This window comes from Pseudomonas sp. ZT5P21, from assembly GCF_054897785.1.
Genome location: NZ_CM142705.1, coordinates 5,402,030 through 5,419,642 on the forward strand (window position 1 = coordinate 5,402,030; position 17,613 = coordinate 5,419,642).

Below are 17,613 nucleotides of genomic sequence, written 5' to 3' on the forward strand. Positions count from 1 at the left end.
CGGAAACCAAAAGACAAGTTCCCATAAACGCTGAAAGGTCAATACGAGCAAAATGATATTACTTAGGCGCAAGCTCCCTCAGGTGGCGTGCGACTGCTATCCATGCACCGATATACCCCAACAGCACCGCGCCAAGCAAGAGAGACAGACCGTCGGCTGCCGGTACACCGGCCAATGCGAAATCACTGCCGTACAAACCGGCCAGCCCAACCACCGCGTCGTTCAGCCAGTCCAGGCCGAACGCCAAAACGCCCCAGGAAAGTATCCCCGCACCGAAGCCATACAGCGCGCCCATGTACAGAAAGGGCCTGCGCACATAACTGTCAGTGCCGCCGACGAGTTTAATCACTTCTATCTCTGTGCGGCGGTTTTCAATATGAAGACGAATGGTATTGCCTATCACCAAAAGTAATGCAGAAACCAGAAGCACGGTCAGACCGAAGACAAAACGGTCACCCAGCTTGAGAATCGCTGCTAGACGCTCGACCCAGACTAGATCAAGTTGTGCCTGTTGTACCTTCGGAAGCTCGGAAAGTTTTTGTCGTAATGCTTCAAGCGCAGGCTTGTCGACTTCGTTCGGGGTCACCAGCACCACGCCTGGCAGCGGATTTTCCGGCAGTTCCTTCAACGCCTCGCCCAGACCGGACTGCTGCTGAAACTCTTCCAGCGCCTGATCACGGCCGACATATTCAGCATCGGCTACGCCAGGAATGCTTTTGATCTGGTCGCGCAACGACTCGCCTTCAGTCGGGCTGGCCTCGAGTTGCAAGTACAGGGAAATCTGCGCCGCACGCTGCCAGGAGCCGCCGAGACGCTCGACGTTACTTAGCAAAAGTGACAGGCCCATCGGCAAACTCAGCGCAACGGCCATCACCATGCAGGTGAAGAAGCTGCCGATGGGCTGCTTGCCCAGGCGACGCAAACTGTCCAGCAGACTGGCGCGATGGCTTTCAACCCAGGCACGGAACAGCGTGGCGAAGTCCGGGCCGTCATCATCGTCGTGTTTTTTCTTCTGCGGTTGCGGATCGGCGGCTTTTGGCGCCACGCGTTCGGAAACCTTGGGGCTGCGTGTCGCACTCATACGCCCGCCTCCCCGTCGCCGATCAGTCGGCCGCGTTGCAGGGTCAGCATGCGATGACGCATTCGGGCGATCAGGGCCAGGTCGTGACTGGCGATCAGCACACTGGTGCCCAAACGGTTGATGTCTTCGAACACGCCCATGATCTCGGCCGCTAGACGCGGGTCGAGGTTACCGGTCGGCTCGTCCGCCAGCAGCAACGCCGGACGGTGAACGATGGCGCGGGCAATGCCGACGCGCTGTTGCTGACCGGTGGACAGGTCGCCGGGGTACAGATCGGTCTTGTCCGATAACGCGACGCGCTCAAGGGCCGAATCCACGCGTTTGGCGATCTCGGCCTTGGAAAGACCGAGGATCTGCAGTGGCAGCGCGACGTTATTGAACACCGTACGATCGAACAGCAACTGGTGGTTCTGGAACACCACGCCGATTTGTCGACGCAGGAATGGAATTTGCGCATTGCTGATGGTGCCGAGGTCCTGGCCGGCCAGCAGCAATTTGCCGGTGGTCGGACGCTCCATCGCCAGCAGCAGCCGCAACAAAGTGCTTTTACCGGCGCCAGAGTGGCCGGTCACAAACAAGAATTCGCCCCGACGGACTCGAAAGCTCAGCTCATGCAAGCCGACGTGACCGTTCGGGTAGCGTTTACCGACCTGTTCGAAACGAATCATGAACGCTCCCGCTCGGCAAACAGTGCCTGGACAAAGGGTTCTGCTTCAAAAGTACGCAAGTCATCGATGCCTTCCCCGACGCCAATGTAGCGAATCGGCAAGCCAAACTGCTTGGCCAGGGCGAAAATCACCCCGCCTTTGGCGGTGCCGTCGAGCTTGGTCAGCGCCAGGCCCGTCAGTTCGACAGTCTGGTTGAATTGCTTGGCCTGGTTGATAGCGTTCTGGCCCGTGCCGGCATCAAGCACCAGCAACACTTCATGCGGTGCGTCGGCGTCGAGCTTGCTGATCACCCGGCGAACCTTCTTCAACTCTTCCATCAAGTTGTCTTTGGTGTGCAGGCGACCTGCTGTGTCGGCGATCAGCACATCGATGCCACGGGCCTTGGCGGCCTGCACGGCGTCGAAGATCACCGACGCCGAGTCGGCGCCGGTGTGCTGGGCGATGACCGGAATCTTGTTGCGCTCGCCCCAGACCTGCAATTGCTCGACCGCCGCGGCACGGAAGGTATCGCCCGCCGCGAGCATGACTTTCTTGCCTTCAAGTTGCAGTTTCTTCGCCAGTTTGCCGATGGTGGTGGTCTTGCCGGCACCGTTGACGCCGACGACCAGAATCACGAACGGCTTGTTTTGCGAGTTGATTTTCAGTGGCTGCTCAACCGGTTTGAGCATGGCAGCCAGTTCAGCCTGCAGGGATTTGTAGAGCGCGTCGGCATCAGCCAGCTCTTTGCGGGCGACCTTTTGGGTCAGGTGCTGGATGATCACCGAAGTCGCTTCGACGCCAACGTCGGCCGTCAGCAAACGGGTTTCGATGTCTTCGAGCAGCTCGTCGTCGATGATCTTCTTGCCGAGGAACAGGCTGGCCATGCCTTCGCCGATGCTGGCGCTGGTCTTGGACAAGCCTTGCTTGAGGCGGGCGAAGAAACCGGCCTTGGTTTCTTCGGTGCGCGCAGGCTCGGCGTGGGTTTCGACCGGCACGACGGGCGCGGCGGCAACGGATGCGACGACCCGTTCAGGTTCTGGCGCTTGAACAACCGGAGCGGCCGGAGCAACGGATGCAGGAATCACTGGTTCTGGAACAGCCGGCGCAGGCTCGGCCACCACGACTGGCTCAATCAGTGGCACCTGAACAGGTTCAGGAGAAAACGCCGTCGGTGCCGGAATCGGCGGCGTCACATGCGGCACCAATTCATCTTCAACCAATGCCACCGGCTCTTCCGCCACTGGCAACGTCAGCCACGGCGTGGCGGCTGTGGTCAGCGGCTGCTCAACCACGACTTCAGGCTCCGCCTCGACCACCGATTGCAGCACTGGCTCGGCGATCGGCAATACGACCGGCGCCGGCTCCTCACCTGTTACCGGTGCGGGTATTGGTTCAGGAATGGCTTGTGGCTGTTCGACGACGGTTTCCTGCGGCTTTTTGCGCAGCCATCCGAACAGGCTTTTCTTCTCGCCAGCCTCAGCTGGGGCTTTCTTGTCGTCGTTGGAACCAAACATGGAGGACGGCTATCTCACGGTAGCGACGCGCCAAAGGGCGCCCCGGCAAATAAATATTCGATGCAGAACAGACTGCGATTGACCCAGCTTGTTCACGCGCAACATTTTGTGGAGGTGCAAACGGCACCTGACAAAAACGATTTCACGAAGGACTGAAGCGGCAAAATCGGCGAAAAAGCAGAGTTTAGTCGATAAACCACAACCTTCAGCCGCAAACCCATTCAACCTGATCAAACGCAAAGGCCTGATAGGCGTGGCCGCCAGTAAAACGGATCAGTATCCTAGCACCCTCTCGCCCGCCGACGCTAAGACCAAGCGGGCAGCCCCAAAGGTTTAAAAAACGAATGAATGCTCTAGCCCGCCGCGCTGCAGGCCTGCTGCTCAGCACAGTTTGTCTGCCACTTTCAGCCTTCGCTGCCGATCCGCAACCCACCCACGAATTCACCCTCGACAACGGCCTGAAGGTCGTCGTGCGCGAAGACCATCGTGCGCCAGTGGTGGTTTCGCAGGTCTGGTACAAGGTCGGTTCAAGCTATGAGACGCCAGGACAGACCGGTTTGTCCCACGCGCTGGAACACATGATGTTCAAAGGCAGCGAGAAAGTCGGCCCCGGCGAAGCCTCGCTGATCCTGCGCGACCTCGGCGCCGAAGAGAACGCTTTCACCAGCGATGACTTCACCGCTTATTACCAAGTGCTGGCCCGCGATCGTCTGGGCGTGGCCTTCGAACTGGAAGCGGACCGCATGGCCAGCCTGCGCCTGCCGGCCGATGAGTTCGCCCGCGAGATCGAAGTCATTAAAGAAGAGCGTCGTTTGCGCACTGACGACAAACCGATGTCCAAGGCCTACGAGCGCTACAAGGCCATGGCCTACCCCGCCAGCGGTTACCACACGCCGACCATCGGCTGGATGGCTGACCTGGACCGCATGAAAGTTGAAGAACTGCGCCACTGGTACCAATCCTGGTACGCGCCGAACAACGCCACGCTGGTGGTGGTCGGCGACGTAACGCCGGACGAGGTCAAAACCCTGGCCCAGCGCTACTTCGGCCCGATCGCCAAACGCGACGTGCCACCGGCAAAAAAACCGATCGAACTGGCCGAGCCCGGAGAGCGCCAGATCACGCTGCACGTGCAGACCCAACTGCCGAGCCTGATGCTGGGCTTCAACGTGCCGAGCATCGCCACTGCTGAAGACAAGCGTTCGGTCAACGCCTTGCGCCTGATCTCGGCCCTGCTCGACGGCGGCTACAGCGGGCGCATCCCGACACAACTGGAACGCGGTGAAGAACTGGTGTCCGGCGGTTCGTCGAGCTACGACGCCTACACCCGCGGCGACAGCCTGTTCACCCTGTCGGCAACGCCGAACACCCAGAAAAACAAAACCATCGCCCAGGCCGAAGCCGGCTTGTGGAAGCTGCTCGAACAGCTGAAAACCACTGCGCCATCCGCTGAAGAGCTGGAGCGCGTTCGGGCTCAAGTGATTGCCGGCCTGGTTTACGAGCGTGACTCGATCACCAGCCAGGCCACCGCTATCGGCCAATTGGAAACCGTCGGCCTGTCCTGGAAACTGATGGACACCGAGCTGGCCGAGCTGGAAAGCGTCACGCCAGAAGACATCCAGAAAGCCGCCAAGCTGTATTTCACCCGCGAACGTCTCAGCGTCGCCCATGTCCTGCCACTGGAGACGACTCATGAGTGAGCGTAAAAAACCACGCCTGGCCTTGATTGGCCTGATCGCTGTCGCATTGATCGGCTCCGCTGCGTTCTATTTCTTGAAGACCGATGAGTCCAACGCCAGCGAAGCCTTCGACAAGGCCAAATCCAGCCAGAAGCTGCAATCGCTGGCCGAACTCGACGGCAAGGCACCGAGTCGCCGCAGCCTGGACGTGCAGACCTGGAACACGGCCGAGGGCGCTAAGGTGCTGTTCGTCGAAGCCCGTGAGCTGCCGATGTTCGACATGCGCCTGATCTTCGCCGCAGGCAGCAGCCAGGACGGCGAGGCGCCGGGCCTGGCTGTGCTGACCAACGCGATGCTCAACGAAGGCGTGGCCGGCAAAGATGTTGGCGCCATCGCCCAAGGCTTCGAAGGCCTGGGCGCTGACTTTGGCAATGGCGCGTTCAAGGACATGGCACTGGCTTCTCTGCGTAGCCTCAGTGCCTTGGACAAACGCGAGCCCGCGCTGAAGCTGTTCTCCGAAGTCGTCGGCAAACCGACCTTCCCCGCCGATTCGTTTGCGCGCATCAAGAACCAGATGCTGGCTGGCTTCGAATATCAGAAACAGAACCCCGGCAAACTCGCCAGCATCGAACTGATGAACCGCCTGTACGGCGATCACCCGTATGCGCATTCCAGCGATGGCACGGCGACAACCATTCCGGCTATCACCCTGGCGCAATTGAAGGCATTCCATGAGAGAGCCTACGCCGCCGGCAACGTCGTGATTGCGCTGGTAGGCGACCTTTCTCGCGCCGACGCCGAAGCCATTGCCTCACAAGTGTCCAGCGCGCTGCCAAAAGGCCCCGCATTGGCGAAACTGCCGCAACCGGCCGAGCCGAAAGCCAGCATTGGCCACATCGAGTTCCCATCCAAGCAGACCAACCTGATGCTCGCGCAACTGGGCATCGACCGGGACGATCCGGATTACGCGGCCTTGTCGATGGGCAATCAGATCCTCGGCGGCGGTGGCTTTGGCACCCGCCTGATGAGCGAAGTGCGCGAGAAACGTGGCCTGACGTATGGCGTGTATTCGGGCTTCACCCCGATGCAGGCGCGCGGCCCGTTCATGATCAACCTGCAAACCCGCGCCGAAATGAGCGAAGGCACGCTGAAACTGGTGCAGGACGTGCTCGCCGACTACCTTAAAACCGGCCCGACCGAGAAAGAACTCGAGGACGCCAAGCGTGAACTGGCCGGCAGCTTCCCGCTGTCCACCGCCAGCAACGCGGATATCGTCGGCCAGCTCGGCGCGATGGGTTTCTACAACCTGCCGTTGAGCTACCTGGAGGACTTCATGCAGCAGTCCCAGAGCCTGACCGTCGAGCAAGTCAAAGCCGCACTGAACAAACACCTGAGCACGGACAAAATGGTCATCGTCAGCGCTGGCCCGACCGTGCCGCAAAAGCCGTTACCGGCCCCTACTGATAAACCTGCCGAGCAGCCGCTCGGGGTTCCGGAGCATTAATGGCCACTTCCCGTCCAAAAAAACCTGTTCACAACGTGCATAACGGCGTGAACCAACTGCGCATCATCGGCGGCGAATGGCGCAGCCGTAAACTGAGTTTCCCTGATGCGCCGGGCCTGCGCCCAACCCCGGACCGGGTGCGCGAAACCCTGTTCAACTGGCTCGCGCCGTATGTGGCCGGGGCCAAGGTGCTCGATCCGTTCGCCGGTAGCGGCGCGCTGTTTCTCGAAGCCTTGTCCCGTGGCGCGGCCATGGGTCAGGCGCTGGACGCGAGCAACATCGCGGTGTCCAGCCTGAAGGAACATCTGGGCACGCTGCGCTGCACCACCGGCCAGGTTCAAACGGCCGACGCACTGCGTTATCTGGAAACCCAGCCAGCGGTCGCCTACGACCTGGTTTTCCTCGATCCGCCGTTCAACCAGAACCTGTTGCCGACCGTGTGCACCCTGCTTGAAGAGCGCCAATGGCTGGCGGACGACGCCTGGGTGTACACCGAAAGTGAAACCGCACCGTCAACGCTCGGCTTACCGGCGAACTGGCGTCTGCACCGCGAGCAGAAATCCGGGCGCGTCTACTACTCGTTGTGGCAACGTATGGCAGAGATCGCCAGTTAATCGACTGGCCTGACAAGGTGCGCACAGGTTGCGCACCGCTGCATCGAGAGAAATCGTGCCCCTTGCGTCAGAACGTTTCACCCCCGCCTTCGGCCTTGGCAACCCGCACTTGCAGACCTTGTGGGGACCGCTGTGGCGCAAAACCACCCCCATCGAGCGCGAGCGCGAACGCTTGTGGCTCGAAGATGGCGACTTTCTTGACCTGGACTGGCACGGTCCGCACTGCGCCGATACGCCGCTGGTGCTGGTGTTGCACGGCCTGACCGGTTCTTCCAGTTCGCCTTATGTGGCCGGCGTGCAAAAGGCGCTGGGTGCCCAGGGCTGGGCCAGCGTCGCGCTGAACTGGCGCGGCTGTTCCGGCGAACCGAATCTCTTGCCGCGCAGCTACCACTCCGGCGCCAGTGAAGACCTGGCGGAAGCCATCAAACATCTGCGGGCCAAACGACCGCTCGCACCGCTGTACGCGGTCGGTTATTCCCTCGGCGGCAACGTTTTGCTCAAACACTTGGGCGAGAGCGGCAGCGACAGTGGCGTGCTCGGCGCGGTGGCGGTATCGGTGCCGTTTCGACTTGATCAGTGCGCCGACCGTATCGGCCAGGGTTTCTCGAAGGTGTATCAGGCGCACTTCATGCGCGAAATGGTCGCCTACATCAAGAACAAGCAACGGCAATTCCAACATGACGGGCGTGAGGATAGCCTGGCAAAACTGGCCGCCCTCGGCTCGCTGGAAAACATGCGCACCTTCTGGGATTTCGATGGCAGGGTCACCGCGCCGCTGCATGGCTTCAGCGACGCACAGGATTACTATCGCCGCGCCTCGAGCCGCTATTTCCTTGGCGAAATTCGCACACCGACGCTGATCATTCAGGCGGCCGACGACCCGTTTGTGTTTCCTCACAGCCTGCCGGCAGCCGAGGAATTGTCCGCCTGCACTCAATTCGAGCTGCAAGCCAAGGGTGGGCATGTCGGCTTCGTCGATGGCACGTTCCGGCAACCGGGTTACTACCTGGAACGGCGCATCCCGCAGTGGCTGGCCACCATTCCTTGTAGGAGCAGCCGGTCGACGCTCGATTGATCGCGAAGCACGTCAACGATAACGCGCGCTGCCTGAATGAACGCGTCTGCTGAACGTTTTTCGCGAGCAAGCTCGCTCCTACAGGGGGGGGTTGGGGTTTATTCGCCGGTAGCGACGCCCCGCGCAGGATCGTTGATCCACTCGCTCCACGACCCGGCGTACAGCGAACCCAACGGATAACCGGCCAGGCACAAAGCAAACAGGTTATGGCACGCCGTCACACCGGAGCCGCAGTACGCCACCAGATCAGTCGGCGAGCGATTACCCAGTTTCTCCGCAAACCGCTGCTTGAGCTGATCGGCCGACAAGAAACGCCCGTCACTGCCCAGATTGTCGGTGAACGCCGCGCATTGAGCACCGGGAATGTGTCCGGCAATCGGGTCGATCGGTTCCACTTCACCCTTGAAGCGCGGCAAGGCACGAGCATCGAGCAACGTCAGCGCGGGTTGGCCGAGACGTTGCTGAAGCTGTTCGGCGCTCAGGATCAGCACATTGTCCGGCGTCCCGGTAAAGGTGCCACGTTCAACACCGGGAGCATCGAGACTCAAGGGCAAACCCGCTCCGTGCCAGGCCTTGAGCCCACCATTGAGGATGAACACGCCATCGCGCTTGCCCAGCCAGGCCAGCAACCACCAGGCCCGCGCTGCGTAGGCACCGGGACCGTCGTCATACAAAACCACTTCGCTGTCGGCATTGATGCCCCAGGTCTGCAAACGCTCGATCAAGCCTTCAGGTTCGGGCAACGGATGACGCCCGGTCACGCCCTTGACCACTGCCCCGCTCAAATCACGCTCAAGATCGGCAAAACTCGATCCGGCGATATGCCCGTCGGCATAGCTGCGCTGGCCGTAATCCGGGTCTTCGAGGGCAAAACGACAATCCAGAATCACCAGCCCCGGCTGCTCCTTTTTCAGGTCCAGTGCTTGCGGGTTGATCAGTTGCGCAATGGGCATGACAGACTCCTGTAATGACGTGGTAGATCCTACTGCACTTCTTCCAACGCTTGAGCCAGCGGCACGTAAAACTCCTCGAACAACGCGTTGACCGCGTCGCGGGACTGATCCGTGACAAACCCCGCCTCCAGCACCAGCACCTGGTAAACCCCACGTTTGATCGCCTGTTCGCTCAGGTGTTTGGAGTTTTCCCGCGTGGTGCAGAGGAAACGCACCCAGGACGTCAGGATGATCCAGGCGTTGAGCGTCAGGGATTCGATCTGCACCCGGTCCATCTTCAAGATGCCGGCCTCGACGAACCCTCTGTAGATCGCTGTGCCCTGGATCACGCAGCGTTGGGAAAAACGCCGGTAGCGGGCAGCCAGTTCCGGATCGCTGTCGAGCAAGTGTTCGAGGTCACGGTGCAAAAACCGGTAGCGCCACATGGCCGCCAGCAACTCCTGGAGGTAGTAACGCTTGTCCTCAACCGTCGCGGCGCGCCCTTGGGGGGGGCGCAGGAAGCTGTCCACCAGGCTTTCGTACTCACTGAACAATACGGCGATGATCGCCTGCTTGTTGGGGAAGTGGTAGTACAGGTTGCCCGGGGAAATTTCCATGTGGGCAGCAATGTGGTTGGTGCTGATGCTGCGCTCACCCTGCTGATTGAACAGCTCCAGGCTGTTCTGCACGATGCGCTCGCTGGTTTTGATCCGTGGGGCCATGGCTTGAGCTTTAATTCAGAGTGCGTTGACGGGCATCTTACGACCTATCCGCCGACGGAGAAAACAATGCTGCGCCAGGATGTCATTTGACTTTCTAGAGCATAGACTCTAAAAAGCTCTTCATTACAATAAGTCCGGAGATGACCATGACTGCTGAAATTGCCTACCTTCAGAACCTGCAGCAGCCACTGGAAGAACTCCAAACCCTGTTCAACGCCCAGCGCGCAGCCTATGCCGCCAACCCGATGCCGCCCGCGGCGCAGCGCCAGCAATGGCTCAAAGCCCTGCGTGATCTTTTGAGCACTGAGCGCCAGGCGCTGATCGACGCCATCAGTCAGGACTTCAGCCACCGCAGCGCCGATGAAACCCTGCTCGCCGAACTGATGCCTAGCCTGCACGGCATTCACTACGCCAGTCAGCACCTCAAAGGCTGGATGAAGCCTTCACGGCGCAAAGTCGGCGTTGCCTTTCAGCCCGCTTCGGCCAAAGTCGTTTATCAGCCGCTGGGCGTGGTCGGGGTGATCGTGCCCTGGAACTATCCACTGTATCTGGCCATCGGCCCATTGGTGGGCGCCTTGTCGGCGGGCAACCGGGTGATGCTCAAACTCAGTGAGTCGACGCCCGCCACCGGCTTGCTGCTCAAGGAACTGCTGGGCCGGATCTTTCCCGAAGACCTGGTGTGCGTGGTGCTCGGCGAGGCCGATATCGGCGTGGCGTTTTCCCGCCTGCGTTTCGATCACCTGCTGTTCACCGGCGCCACCAGCATCGGCAAACATGTGATGCGCGCGGCAGCCGAGAACCTGACTCCGGTGACGCTGGAACTGGGCGGCAAATCCCCGGCCATCGTTTCCCGCGATGTGCCGTTGAAGGACGCCGCCGAACGCATCGCGTTCGGAAAGACGCTCAACGCCGGACAAACCTGCGTGGCCCCGGACTACGTGCTGGTGCCGGAAGACCGCGTAGGCTCGTTCATCGAAGCCTACCGTCTGGCGGTTCGCGGATTTTATCCGACCCTGGCTGACAACCCGGACTACACCGCGATCATCAATGACCGACAACTCGCCCGGCTCAACGGCTACATCAGCGATGCCACCAGCAAAGGCGCGCTGCTGATCCCGTTGTTCGACCAAGGTCAGGGGCGCCGCATGAGCCACAGCCTGCTGCTCAACGTCACTGACGACATGATGGTGATGCAGGACGAAATCTTCGGCCCTCTGCTGCCGATCGTTCCGTACACGGATCTGGATGAAGCGTTTGCCTACATCAGCCAGCGACCTAGGCCGCTGGCGCTGTATTACTTCGGCTACGACAAGCGCGAACAAAACCGCGTCCTGCACGAGACACATTCCGGCGGCGTGTGCCTGAACGACACGCTGCTGCACGTCGCTCAGGACGACATGCCGTTCGGCGGCATCGGCGCCTCGGGCATGGGCCATTATCACGGCCATGAAGGCTTCCTGACCTTCAGCAAGGCCAAAGGCGTGCTGATCAAACAGCGTTTCAACGCGGCGAAGCTGATCTACCCGCCATACGGCAAATCCATTCAGAAACTGATCCAGAAGCTGTTTATCCGCTAACGATCTTCCTTTTCGGGTAATAACAATAATGAGCCCAGGCCTGTCCGATACACCCGCGCTGTCACGGCGCGGCTTGCTTAAATTCAGCCTCGGTGCGAGTGCTTTCCTGGCCACAGCCGGACTGGGTGCGAGCCTCAGCGGCTGCTCCTCGAACATCCCGGCCAACGGTTTCGCGATATTGCGCAGCGGCGATCTGCTGTTTTTGCGAGCGCTGATCCCGGTGATGCTCGACGGTGCCGTGGCGGTCGAGAACCTGCCAACGGCCGTGGATGGCACCCTGAAAACACTGGATAACGGGCTTGATCATCTGTCGCCGGAAATGCTCAAGCTGACCCGGCAACTGTTCGATGTGTTGGGGATGGCCGTGACTCGCGGGCCATTGACCGGGATCTGGGGCAGTTGGGAAAACGCCAGCGCCGATGAGATCCGACACTTTCTTGATCGCTGGGAAAACAGCTCGTTGAGCCTGCTGCGCATGGGGCACAGCTCGTTGCAGCAACTGGTGATGATGGCGTGGTACAGCCGCCGGGAATCGTGGGCGCATTGCGGGTATCCCGGGCCGCCGACCGTCTGAGATCGAATCGCCCCTTCGCGGGCAAGCCCGCTCCCACAGGGTTCTATGAACGCTGAAGATCCAATGTGGGAGCGGGCTTGCTCCGGGCGGCGTTCCGACGAAGACGTCAGCCGCATCACCCCGAATAAACAATAATAAGAGAACTTAAAGATGCCCGTACCCGACCCGTTCCGCGAAGGCATGGCCCGCGGCTGGAAAACCTACAACGGCTCGCAACTGACCGAGGACCTGACCCTCGAAGCGGATGTGGCGATCATTGGCAGCGGCGCGGGCGGCGGCACCACCGCCGAAATCCTCAGCGCCGCTGGCTACAAGGTGTTGCTGATCGAAGAAGGCCCACTTAAGACCAGCAGTGACTTCAAGCTGCTCGAAGACGAGGCCTACACCAGCCTCTATCAGGAAGGCATCGGCCGCATGAGCAAGGACGGCGCGATCACTATCCTTCAAGGTCGAGCGGTGGGCGGCACCACGCTGATCAACTGGACATCGAGCTTTCGTACCCCGGACCCGACACTCGAACACTGGGCCAGGGAGCACAACGTCAAAGGCCACAGCCCCGCCGAGATGGCGCCGTGGTTCGAGTCAATGGAGCAACGTCTGGGCGTTGCGCCCTGGATGATCCCGCCGAACGCCAACAACGACGTGATCCGCAAGGGCTGCGAAAAGCTCGGCTACAGCTGGCACGTGATCCCGCGCAACGTGCGCGGCTGCTGGAACATCGGTTATTGCGGCATGGGTTGTCCGACCAACGCCAAGCAATCGATGTTGGTGACGACGATTCCGGCGACCCTGGAAAAGGGCGGCGAACTGATTTACCTGGCCCGCGCTGAAAAATTAGTGATCAAGGACGGCAAGGTCACAGGCCTGCAGTGCGTGGCGATGGACGATCGCTGCGTCACCCCCACCGGCAAGACGATCACGGTCAAGGCGCGGCATTACGTGCTGGCCGGCGGTGGAATCAACAGCCCCGCGCTGCTGTTGCGATCAGAGGCGCCAGACCCGCACAAGCGGCTGGGCAAACGGACCTTTCTGCATCTGGTAAACATGTCCGCCGGGCTGTTTGACGAGGTGATCAACCCGTTCTACGGCGCTCCGCAGTCGATCTACTCTGATCACTTCCAATGGCAGGACGGCGCGACCGGCAAGATGGCCTACAAACTCGAAGTGCCACCGCTGCACCCGGCGCTGGCGGCCACCCTGCTCGGCGGCTTCGGCAAGGAAAACGCGCAGCACATGGAAAACCTGCCCCACACCCACGCCATGCTCGCGCTGCTGCGCGATGGTTTTCACCCGGACAGCCCCGGCGGCAGCGTTGAGCTGCGCAGTGACAACACGCCGGTGCTCGACTATCAGGTTTCAGCCTACGCCTGGGACGGTTTACGCCGCGCCTTCCACAGCATGGCCGAGATCCAGTTCGCCGGGGGCGCCAAAGCGGTCATGCCAATGCACGCCGACGCGCGTTACGTGAAAACCCTGGCCGAAGCGCGCACGCTGATCGACGGGTTGAGTCTTGAGCTGTATCGCACACGCTTGGGCAGTGCCCATGTGATGGGCGGTTGCGCCATGGGTGAGGACCCGAAAAACGCAGTGACCGATAGCCTTGGCCGGCATCATCAACTCAGCAACCTGTCGATCCACGACGGCTCCCTGTTCCCCACCAGCATTGGCGCGAACCCGCAGTTGTCGGTCTACGGGCTGACCGCGCAATTGGCGACTTCGCTCGCCGAACGTTTGAAAAATCCATGAAAAGAGCGAATATTCCCATCGTCTATAGTGCTTTCTTACCCAACAGGCGACTTGGCCGACCGGGACGGCTGCGATACCATCCGACTCCCCAACGGACTCCCGCCAGGACGACGCGATGAACCGAGTGTTGTACCCAGGAACCTTCGACCCTATTACCAAGGGCCATGGCGACTTGGTCGAACGCGCCTCGCGCCTGTTCGATCACGTGATCATCGCTGTCGCTGCCAGCCCGAAGAAAAACCCGTTGTTTCCCCTGGAACAGCGTGTGGAACTGGCCCGCGAGGTCACTAAACATCTACCGAACGTTGAAGTCGTCGGTTTCTCGACGCTGTTGGCGCACTTCGCCAAAGAGAAGAATGCCAACGTGTTCCTGCGTGGTTTGCGCGCGGTGTCGGACTTCGAATACGAATTTCAACTGGCCAACATGAACCGTCAGCTGGCGCCGGACGTGGAAAGCCTGTTTCTGACGCCGTCCGAGCGTTACTCGTTCATTTCCTCGACACTGGTCCGGGAAATCGCGGCTTTGGGCGGCGATATCACCAAATTCGTTCACCCTGTGGTGGCGGACGCCCTCACCGAACGCTTCAAGAAATAACGCCAACCGTTGTAGGAGTCGGCAAGCCGACTCCTACAGTACGTCGCACCCGCGTGCACTGCGGGCTCCAATGCGGCACAATTGCGCATTGGTTTTTAGCGCCCGGGCCTCGCGCCCCGGCTGGAGTTAGCATGTCCCTGATCATCACCGACGATTGCATCAATTGCGACGTCTGCGAACCCGAGTGCCCGAACGCCGCCATTTCCCAGGGCGAGGAGATCTACGTGATCGACCCGAACCTGTGCACACAATGTGTCGGCCACTACGACGAACCTCAGTGCCAGCAGGTGTGCCCGGTGGATTGCATTCCGCTGGATGAGGCGCATCCGGAGACTGAAGAGCAATTGATGGCGAAGTATCGGATTATTACCGGTAAGGCTTGAATTTGCGGTGCCTGTCCTGACGCCATCGCGAGCAAGCTCGCTCCCACAGGGGATTTACGTTGTGACATACACCGAAGATCTACTGTGGGAGCGAGCTTGCTCGCGATAAGGCCATCAGCCACACCGAAGACTTGACTGACTTCACTCCCGCTGCTCAAACCCCTCCCCGATGCACCCCAGACACCGCACGAACGCCGCTTTCGCCGGATCAACCACTAGCGCCTGCCCTGCATCGCCGACATTGCCGCCCAGCGCGGTAAACGGCAACGACACCACAAATGCGCCCGCGCCGATGACTGTTGCCGCGACCAGCAAGGGTCGGGCAATCAGCAAATCGCCAAGCATGGCGTAGGCCGGCGGATTCTGAATGGTGTAGCGCGGATCACCGCTGCCGGTGTTTGCCGCCAGCACTGGCGTACCGACGCTCAGCAGCACAACGACGGCAGCGGTTCGAAGCAGATTCATGGCACGGTCCTGTAACAGTGAGAACACTGACTATAGACCGTAGGAGATATCAGCTCTGACAGCGAGGGCAAAAGACGCTGGCGCGCTGCCCGAGTCTGACTTCCCGCAGCTGCGTTCCACAGACCTTGCACGGCTCGGCACCGCGGCCATACACGAACAATTCCTGCTGGAAATAACCCGGCTGACCGTCGCCGCCGATAAAGTCGCGCAAGGTGGTGCCACCGCGCTCGATAGCGGCGGCCAGAATGCGTTTGATCTCAATGGCCAGCTTCAAATAGCGCGCCCGGGAAACGCTTTTGGCCTCACGACGCGGGTCGATACCGGCCGCAAACAGCGCTTCAGTCGCGTAGATATTGCCGACGCCGACCACCACCGCGTTGTCCATGATGAACGGCTTGACCGCCATCGAACGCCCGCGGGACTGCTGGAACAGGCGCTCACCGTCGAACAGGTCGGTCAACGGCTCCGGCCCCAGGCGAATCAGCAATTCGTGGTTGAGCGGGTCGAGGCTCCAGAGCATCGCGCCGAAGCGTCGTGGGTCGGTGTAGCGCAGGGCCAGGCCCGATTCCAGTTCGATATCCACATGCTCATGCTTGGCGGCCGGCATGCCGACTTCCACCAGACGCAGATTGCCTGACATCCCCAAATGGCTAATCAATGTGCCGACTTCGGCATTGATCAGCAGGTACTTGGCGCGCCGTTCCACCAGCACGATGCGCTGGCCGGAGAGCCGCACATCCAGGTCTTCAGGGATCGGCCAGCGCAGGCGGCGATCACGCACAATCACCCGGCTGACGCGCTGGCCTTCCAGGTGAGGCGCAATGCCGCGGCGGGTGGTTTCGACTTCTGGCAGTTCAGGCATGGCGCTCTCGAATCAGGCTCTCACCACACTCAGCGGTGAGTGCCGAGGTCTCGAATCGTTTGTTTGAGGGTTTCGAAGTCGTAGTCCGAGAGCCCTACGTAATCGAGCACCAACGGCGCGATGCTGATCCATTCGTGGTCCTCGGTCTGGTTGCCCAGGACTCGGTAGGACGCGCAAATGTGCTCGGCCATTTTCAGGATCGCCAGCAGGTTTTTCAGCTGACTGTTGCGCGAAGACTCATCGCTGAAAATCGCCAGCGCATTGTGGTGATTGGCGATCGCGGTGCTCACGTGCTCCGGCAGGCGCCAGGATTTTGCCGTGTAGTAACCGACTACCGCGTGGTTGGTATTGAACACCCGGTTTTCGGTGTCCACGATGCGGCATTCTGCACTCGCGCTGGCGTAGGCCTCTTCCAGGACAGTCATGTAGTTGGGGAAGCGCTGCAGCATCAGCGGCACACCGCAGTCGTGGAACAGACCCAACGCATACGCTTCATCACCCGCCTGGACGCCAATGCGCTTGGCCAGGGTCAGACAGGTCATGGCCACGTCCTGAGCGGTGTCCCAGAAACGGTTCAGGGTGACGATGGTGTCATCGTTCATTTCACCCTTGATCGACTGCGCATTGATCAGGTTGATGATCGAACGGCTGCCCAACAGATTTACCGCACGCTGGATCGAAGCGATCTTGTTGCTCAAGCCGTAATACGGCGAGTTGACGATCTTCAGCAATGCGCCAGAGAGGCCCGGGTCCTGGGAGATCAACTTGGCGATGACCTCCAGATCCGGATCGGGCATGTACTGCTCCATCTGCAGGTCAACCATGATCTGCGGTTGGGCCGGCACGCTGATGCCTTGCAAGGACTGCTGAATCTGTTCGGTGGTCAGTTCCTGGGACATAAGTACACACTCTGGGACAGGTGGCGATTCTAACCTTTATAAAGTTGGATCCGACATACCGGTGGGCAAATAGCAGGAACTTTCATTCAAGCCCAGGCTTCGGATTTTGTAATGCCCATGGGTAAATCCTCATTCAAAGTCAGGAGCTGCATTCATGTCCAATTCCCTGAACGGCAAGCGCGTCGCGATTCTGGTGACCGATGGTTTCGAGCAGGTTGAGCTGACCGGGCCGAAACAGGCGCTGGAACAGGCCGGCGCCGAAGTCGACATCCTTTCGGACGAAGAAGGTCAGGTCAAAGGCTGGAATCACGACCAACCGGCGGATGATTTCAACGTCGACAAAACCTTTAAATCCGCCAGCATCGAACAATACGACGCCATCGTCCTGCCAGGCGGCGTGCAGAACTCGGACACCATTCGAATCGACCTTGATGCCCAGCACCTGGTCAAGACTGGCGTCTCGGCCGGCAAACCGATCGCCGTGATCTGCCATGGCGGATGGCTGCTGGTGTCGGCCGGACTCGTCAGGGGAAAAACCATGACCAGCTACAAAACCCTCAAGGATGACCTGGTGAATGCCGGCGTCAATTGGGTGGACAAGGAAGTGGTCACGGATGGGAATTTGATCAGCAGCCGTCAGCCGGATGATATTGCGGCGTTTAATCGGGAGTTGATTGGCGCTCTTTCTGCGTAGCATTGGAAACTGCTTTCGTCGGAACGCCGCCCGGGGCAAGCCACGCTGCA

18 protein-coding genes are annotated in these 17,613 nt (G+C 60.3%); 10 read left to right on the forward strand and 8 right to left on the reverse strand.

Annotated elements, in window-relative coordinates; genetic code table 11:
* Positions 1-58: 58 nt before the first annotated feature.
* The 3 genes from ftsX to ftsY are packed head-to-tail and all read right to left on the reverse strand — an operon-like array spanning position 59 to position 3,242.
* Positions 59-1,081 (reverse strand): permease-like cell division protein FtsX, encoded by a 1,023-nt coding sequence (gene ftsX, locus ACYZT9_RS25155; protein WP_462007875.1) that lies wholly within the window; start codon positions 1,079-1,081, stop codon positions 59-61.
* The gene (gene ftsE / locus ACYZT9_RS25160) at positions 1,078-1,749 is read right to left on the reverse strand and encodes a cell division ATP-binding protein FtsE (RefSeq protein ID WP_017341290.1); all 672 of its coding nucleotides are present in this window, start codon (positions 1,747-1,749) and stop codon (positions 1,078-1,080) included. The genes ftsX and ftsE overlap by 4 nt, the downstream gene beginning before the upstream one ends.
* Positions 1,746-3,242, reverse strand: coding sequence for a signal recognition particle-docking protein FtsY (gene ftsY, locus ACYZT9_RS25165; RefSeq protein ID WP_462007876.1), 1,497 nt, complete (start codon positions 3,240-3,242; stop codon positions 1,746-1,748). The genes ftsE and ftsY overlap by 4 nt, the downstream gene beginning before the upstream one ends.
* Positions 3,243-3,586: 344 nt before the next feature.
* Here ftsY and ACYZT9_RS25170 point away from each other — a divergent pair, with 344 nt between their 5' ends.
* From ACYZT9_RS25170 to ACYZT9_RS25185, 4 genes are read left to right on the forward strand one after another with little or no spacing between them, the layout of a single operon-like run.
* Entirely contained in the window at positions 3,587-4,942 is a 1,356-nt protein-coding gene (locus tag ACYZT9_RS25170) for a M16 family metallopeptidase (RefSeq protein WP_462007877.1), read from the forward strand.
* Positions 4,935-6,425: a M16 family metallopeptidase gene (locus ACYZT9_RS25175; RefSeq protein WP_462007878.1), complete on the forward strand. Its 1,491-nt coding sequence runs from the start codon at positions 4,935-4,937 to the stop codon at positions 6,423-6,425. The genes ACYZT9_RS25170 and ACYZT9_RS25175 overlap by 8 nt, the downstream gene beginning before the upstream one ends.
* Complete coding sequence (gene rsmD / locus ACYZT9_RS25180; RefSeq protein WP_462007879.1) at positions 6,425-7,039, forward strand: 16S rRNA (guanine(966)-N(2))-methyltransferase RsmD; 615 nt, start codon at positions 6,425-6,427, stop codon at positions 7,037-7,039. Before ACYZT9_RS25175 ends, rsmD begins: the two co-directional genes overlap by 1 nt.
* Positions 7,040-7,094: 55 nt before the next feature.
* Positions 7,095-8,114, forward strand: coding sequence for a hydrolase (locus ACYZT9_RS25185; protein WP_462007880.1), 1,020 nt, complete (start codon positions 7,095-7,097; stop codon positions 8,112-8,114).
* Positions 8,115-8,212: 98 nt separating this feature from the next.
* Here the strand turns inward: ACYZT9_RS25185 and ACYZT9_RS25190 are convergent, their stop codons facing one another.
* Both ACYZT9_RS25190 and ACYZT9_RS25195 read right to left on the reverse strand, forming a co-directional pair.
* Positions 8,213-9,067, reverse strand: coding sequence for a sulfurtransferase (locus ACYZT9_RS25190; protein ID WP_462007881.1), 855 nt, complete (start codon positions 9,065-9,067; stop codon positions 8,213-8,215).
* Between the two features lie 29 nt (positions 9,068-9,096).
* Positions 9,097-9,768: a TetR/AcrR family transcriptional regulator gene (locus ACYZT9_RS25195; RefSeq protein ID WP_462007882.1), complete on the reverse strand. Its 672-nt coding sequence runs from the start codon at positions 9,766-9,768 to the stop codon at positions 9,097-9,099.
* Positions 9,769-9,914: 146 nt separating this feature from the next.
* Here ACYZT9_RS25195 and ACYZT9_RS25200 point away from each other — a divergent pair, with 146 nt between their 5' ends.
* The 5 genes from ACYZT9_RS25200 to ACYZT9_RS25220 all read left to right on the forward strand — a co-directional run bounded on the left by ACYZT9_RS25200 (position 9,915) and on the right by ACYZT9_RS25220 (position 14,643).
* Complete coding sequence (locus tag ACYZT9_RS25200; protein ID WP_462007883.1) at positions 9,915-11,345, forward strand: coniferyl aldehyde dehydrogenase; 1,431 nt, start codon at positions 9,915-9,917, stop codon at positions 11,343-11,345.
* Positions 11,346-11,373: 28 nt separating this feature from the next.
* A complete protein-coding gene (locus ACYZT9_RS25205; protein ID WP_462007884.1) occupies positions 11,374-11,919 on the forward strand; it encodes a twin-arginine translocation pathway signal protein in 546 nt (181 codons plus the stop codon).
* Positions 11,920-12,069: 150 nt separating this feature from the next.
* On the forward strand, positions 12,070-13,665 hold the full coding sequence (locus tag ACYZT9_RS25210; protein ID WP_462007885.1) for a GMC family oxidoreductase: 1,596 nt from the start codon (positions 12,070-12,072) through the stop codon (positions 13,663-13,665).
* A 115-nt stretch (positions 13,666-13,780) separates the two neighbouring features.
* The gene (gene coaD / locus ACYZT9_RS25215) at positions 13,781-14,260 is read left to right on the forward strand and encodes a pantetheine-phosphate adenylyltransferase (protein WP_046039203.1); all 480 of its coding nucleotides are present in this window, start codon (positions 13,781-13,783) and stop codon (positions 14,258-14,260) included.
* A gap of 131 nt (positions 14,261-14,391) precedes the next feature.
* Positions 14,392-14,643, forward strand: a complete 252-nt coding sequence (locus tag ACYZT9_RS25220; RefSeq protein ID WP_010466792.1) for a YfhL family 4Fe-4S dicluster ferredoxin — start codon at positions 14,392-14,394, stop codon at positions 14,641-14,643.
* A gap of 141 nt (positions 14,644-14,784) precedes the next feature.
* On the opposite strand, the gene ACYZT9_RS25225 is transcribed toward ACYZT9_RS25220, so the two are convergent.
* From ACYZT9_RS25225 to ACYZT9_RS25235, 3 genes are read right to left on the reverse strand one after another with little or no spacing between them, the layout of a single operon-like run.
* Positions 14,785-15,108 carry a hypothetical protein gene (locus tag ACYZT9_RS25225; RefSeq protein WP_017341302.1) on the reverse strand — a complete coding sequence of 108 codons (324 nt, stop codon included), beginning with the start codon at positions 15,106-15,108 and terminating at the stop codon, positions 14,785-14,787.
* A gap of 49 nt (positions 15,109-15,157) precedes the next feature.
* Positions 15,158-15,970, reverse strand: coding sequence for a bifunctional DNA-formamidopyrimidine glycosylase/DNA-(apurinic or apyrimidinic site) lyase (gene mutM, locus ACYZT9_RS25230; protein ID WP_462007886.1), 813 nt, complete (start codon positions 15,968-15,970; stop codon positions 15,158-15,160).
* Between the two features lie 29 nt (positions 15,971-15,999).
* Positions 16,000-16,815 (reverse strand): HDOD domain-containing protein, encoded by an 816-nt coding sequence (locus ACYZT9_RS25235; RefSeq protein WP_462010286.1) that lies wholly within the window; start codon positions 16,813-16,815, stop codon positions 16,000-16,002.
* Between the two features lie 208 nt (positions 16,816-17,023).
* Between ACYZT9_RS25235 and ACYZT9_RS25240 the strand changes: the two genes are divergently transcribed.
* Positions 17,024-17,563: a type 1 glutamine amidotransferase domain-containing protein gene (locus tag ACYZT9_RS25240; RefSeq protein ID WP_462007887.1), complete on the forward strand. Its 540-nt coding sequence runs from the start codon at positions 17,024-17,026 to the stop codon at positions 17,561-17,563.
* The last annotated feature ends 50 nt before the right edge of the window (positions 17,564-17,613 follow it).

Bases quoted from the DNA above. Each gene is read 5' to 3' on its own strand.
- ftsX (WP_462007875.1), bottom strand. From the start codon at position 1,081: ATGAGTGCGACACGCAGCCCCAAGGTTTCCGAACGCGTGGCGCCAAAA.
- ftsE (WP_017341290.1), bottom strand. From the start codon at position 1,749: ATGATTCGTTTCGAACAGGTCGGTAAACGCTACCCGAACGGTCACGTC.
- ftsY (WP_462007876.1), bottom strand. From the start codon at position 3,242: ATGTTTGGTTCCAACGACGACAAGAAAGCCCCAGCTGAGGCTGGCGAG.
- ACYZT9_RS25170 (WP_462007877.1), top strand. From the start codon at position 3,587: ATGAATGCTCTAGCCCGCCGCGCTGCAGGCCTGCTGCTCAGCACAGTT.
- ACYZT9_RS25175 (WP_462007878.1), top strand. From the start codon at position 4,935: ATGAGTGAGCGTAAAAAACCACGCCTGGCCTTGATTGGCCTGATCGCT.
- rsmD (WP_462007879.1), top strand. From the start codon at position 6,425: ATGGCCACTTCCCGTCCAAAAAAACCTGTTCACAACGTGCATAACGGC.
- ACYZT9_RS25190 (WP_462007881.1), bottom strand. From the start codon at position 9,067: ATGCCCATTGCGCAACTGATCAACCCGCAAGCACTGGACCTGAAAAAG.
- ACYZT9_RS25195 (WP_462007882.1), bottom strand. From the start codon at position 9,768: ATGGCCCCACGGATCAAAACCAGCGAGCGCATCGTGCAGAACAGCCTG.
- ACYZT9_RS25200 (WP_462007883.1), top strand. From the start codon at position 9,915: ATGACTGCTGAAATTGCCTACCTTCAGAACCTGCAGCAGCCACTGGAA.
- ACYZT9_RS25205 (WP_462007884.1), top strand. From the start codon at position 11,374: ATGAGCCCAGGCCTGTCCGATACACCCGCGCTGTCACGGCGCGGCTTG.
- ACYZT9_RS25210 (WP_462007885.1), top strand. From the start codon at position 12,070: ATGCCCGTACCCGACCCGTTCCGCGAAGGCATGGCCCGCGGCTGGAAA.
- coaD (WP_046039203.1), top strand. From the start codon at position 13,781: ATGAACCGAGTGTTGTACCCAGGAACCTTCGACCCTATTACCAAGGGC.
- ACYZT9_RS25220 (WP_010466792.1), top strand. From the start codon at position 14,392: ATGTCCCTGATCATCACCGACGATTGCATCAATTGCGACGTCTGCGAA.
- ACYZT9_RS25225 (WP_017341302.1), bottom strand. From the start codon at position 15,108: ATGAATCTGCTTCGAACCGCTGCCGTCGTTGTGCTGCTGAGCGTCGGT.
- mutM (WP_462007886.1), bottom strand. From the start codon at position 15,970: ATGCCTGAACTGCCAGAAGTCGAAACCACCCGCCGCGGCATTGCGCCT.
- ACYZT9_RS25240 (WP_462007887.1), top strand. From the start codon at position 17,024: ATGTCCAATTCCCTGAACGGCAAGCGCGTCGCGATTCTGGTGACCGAT.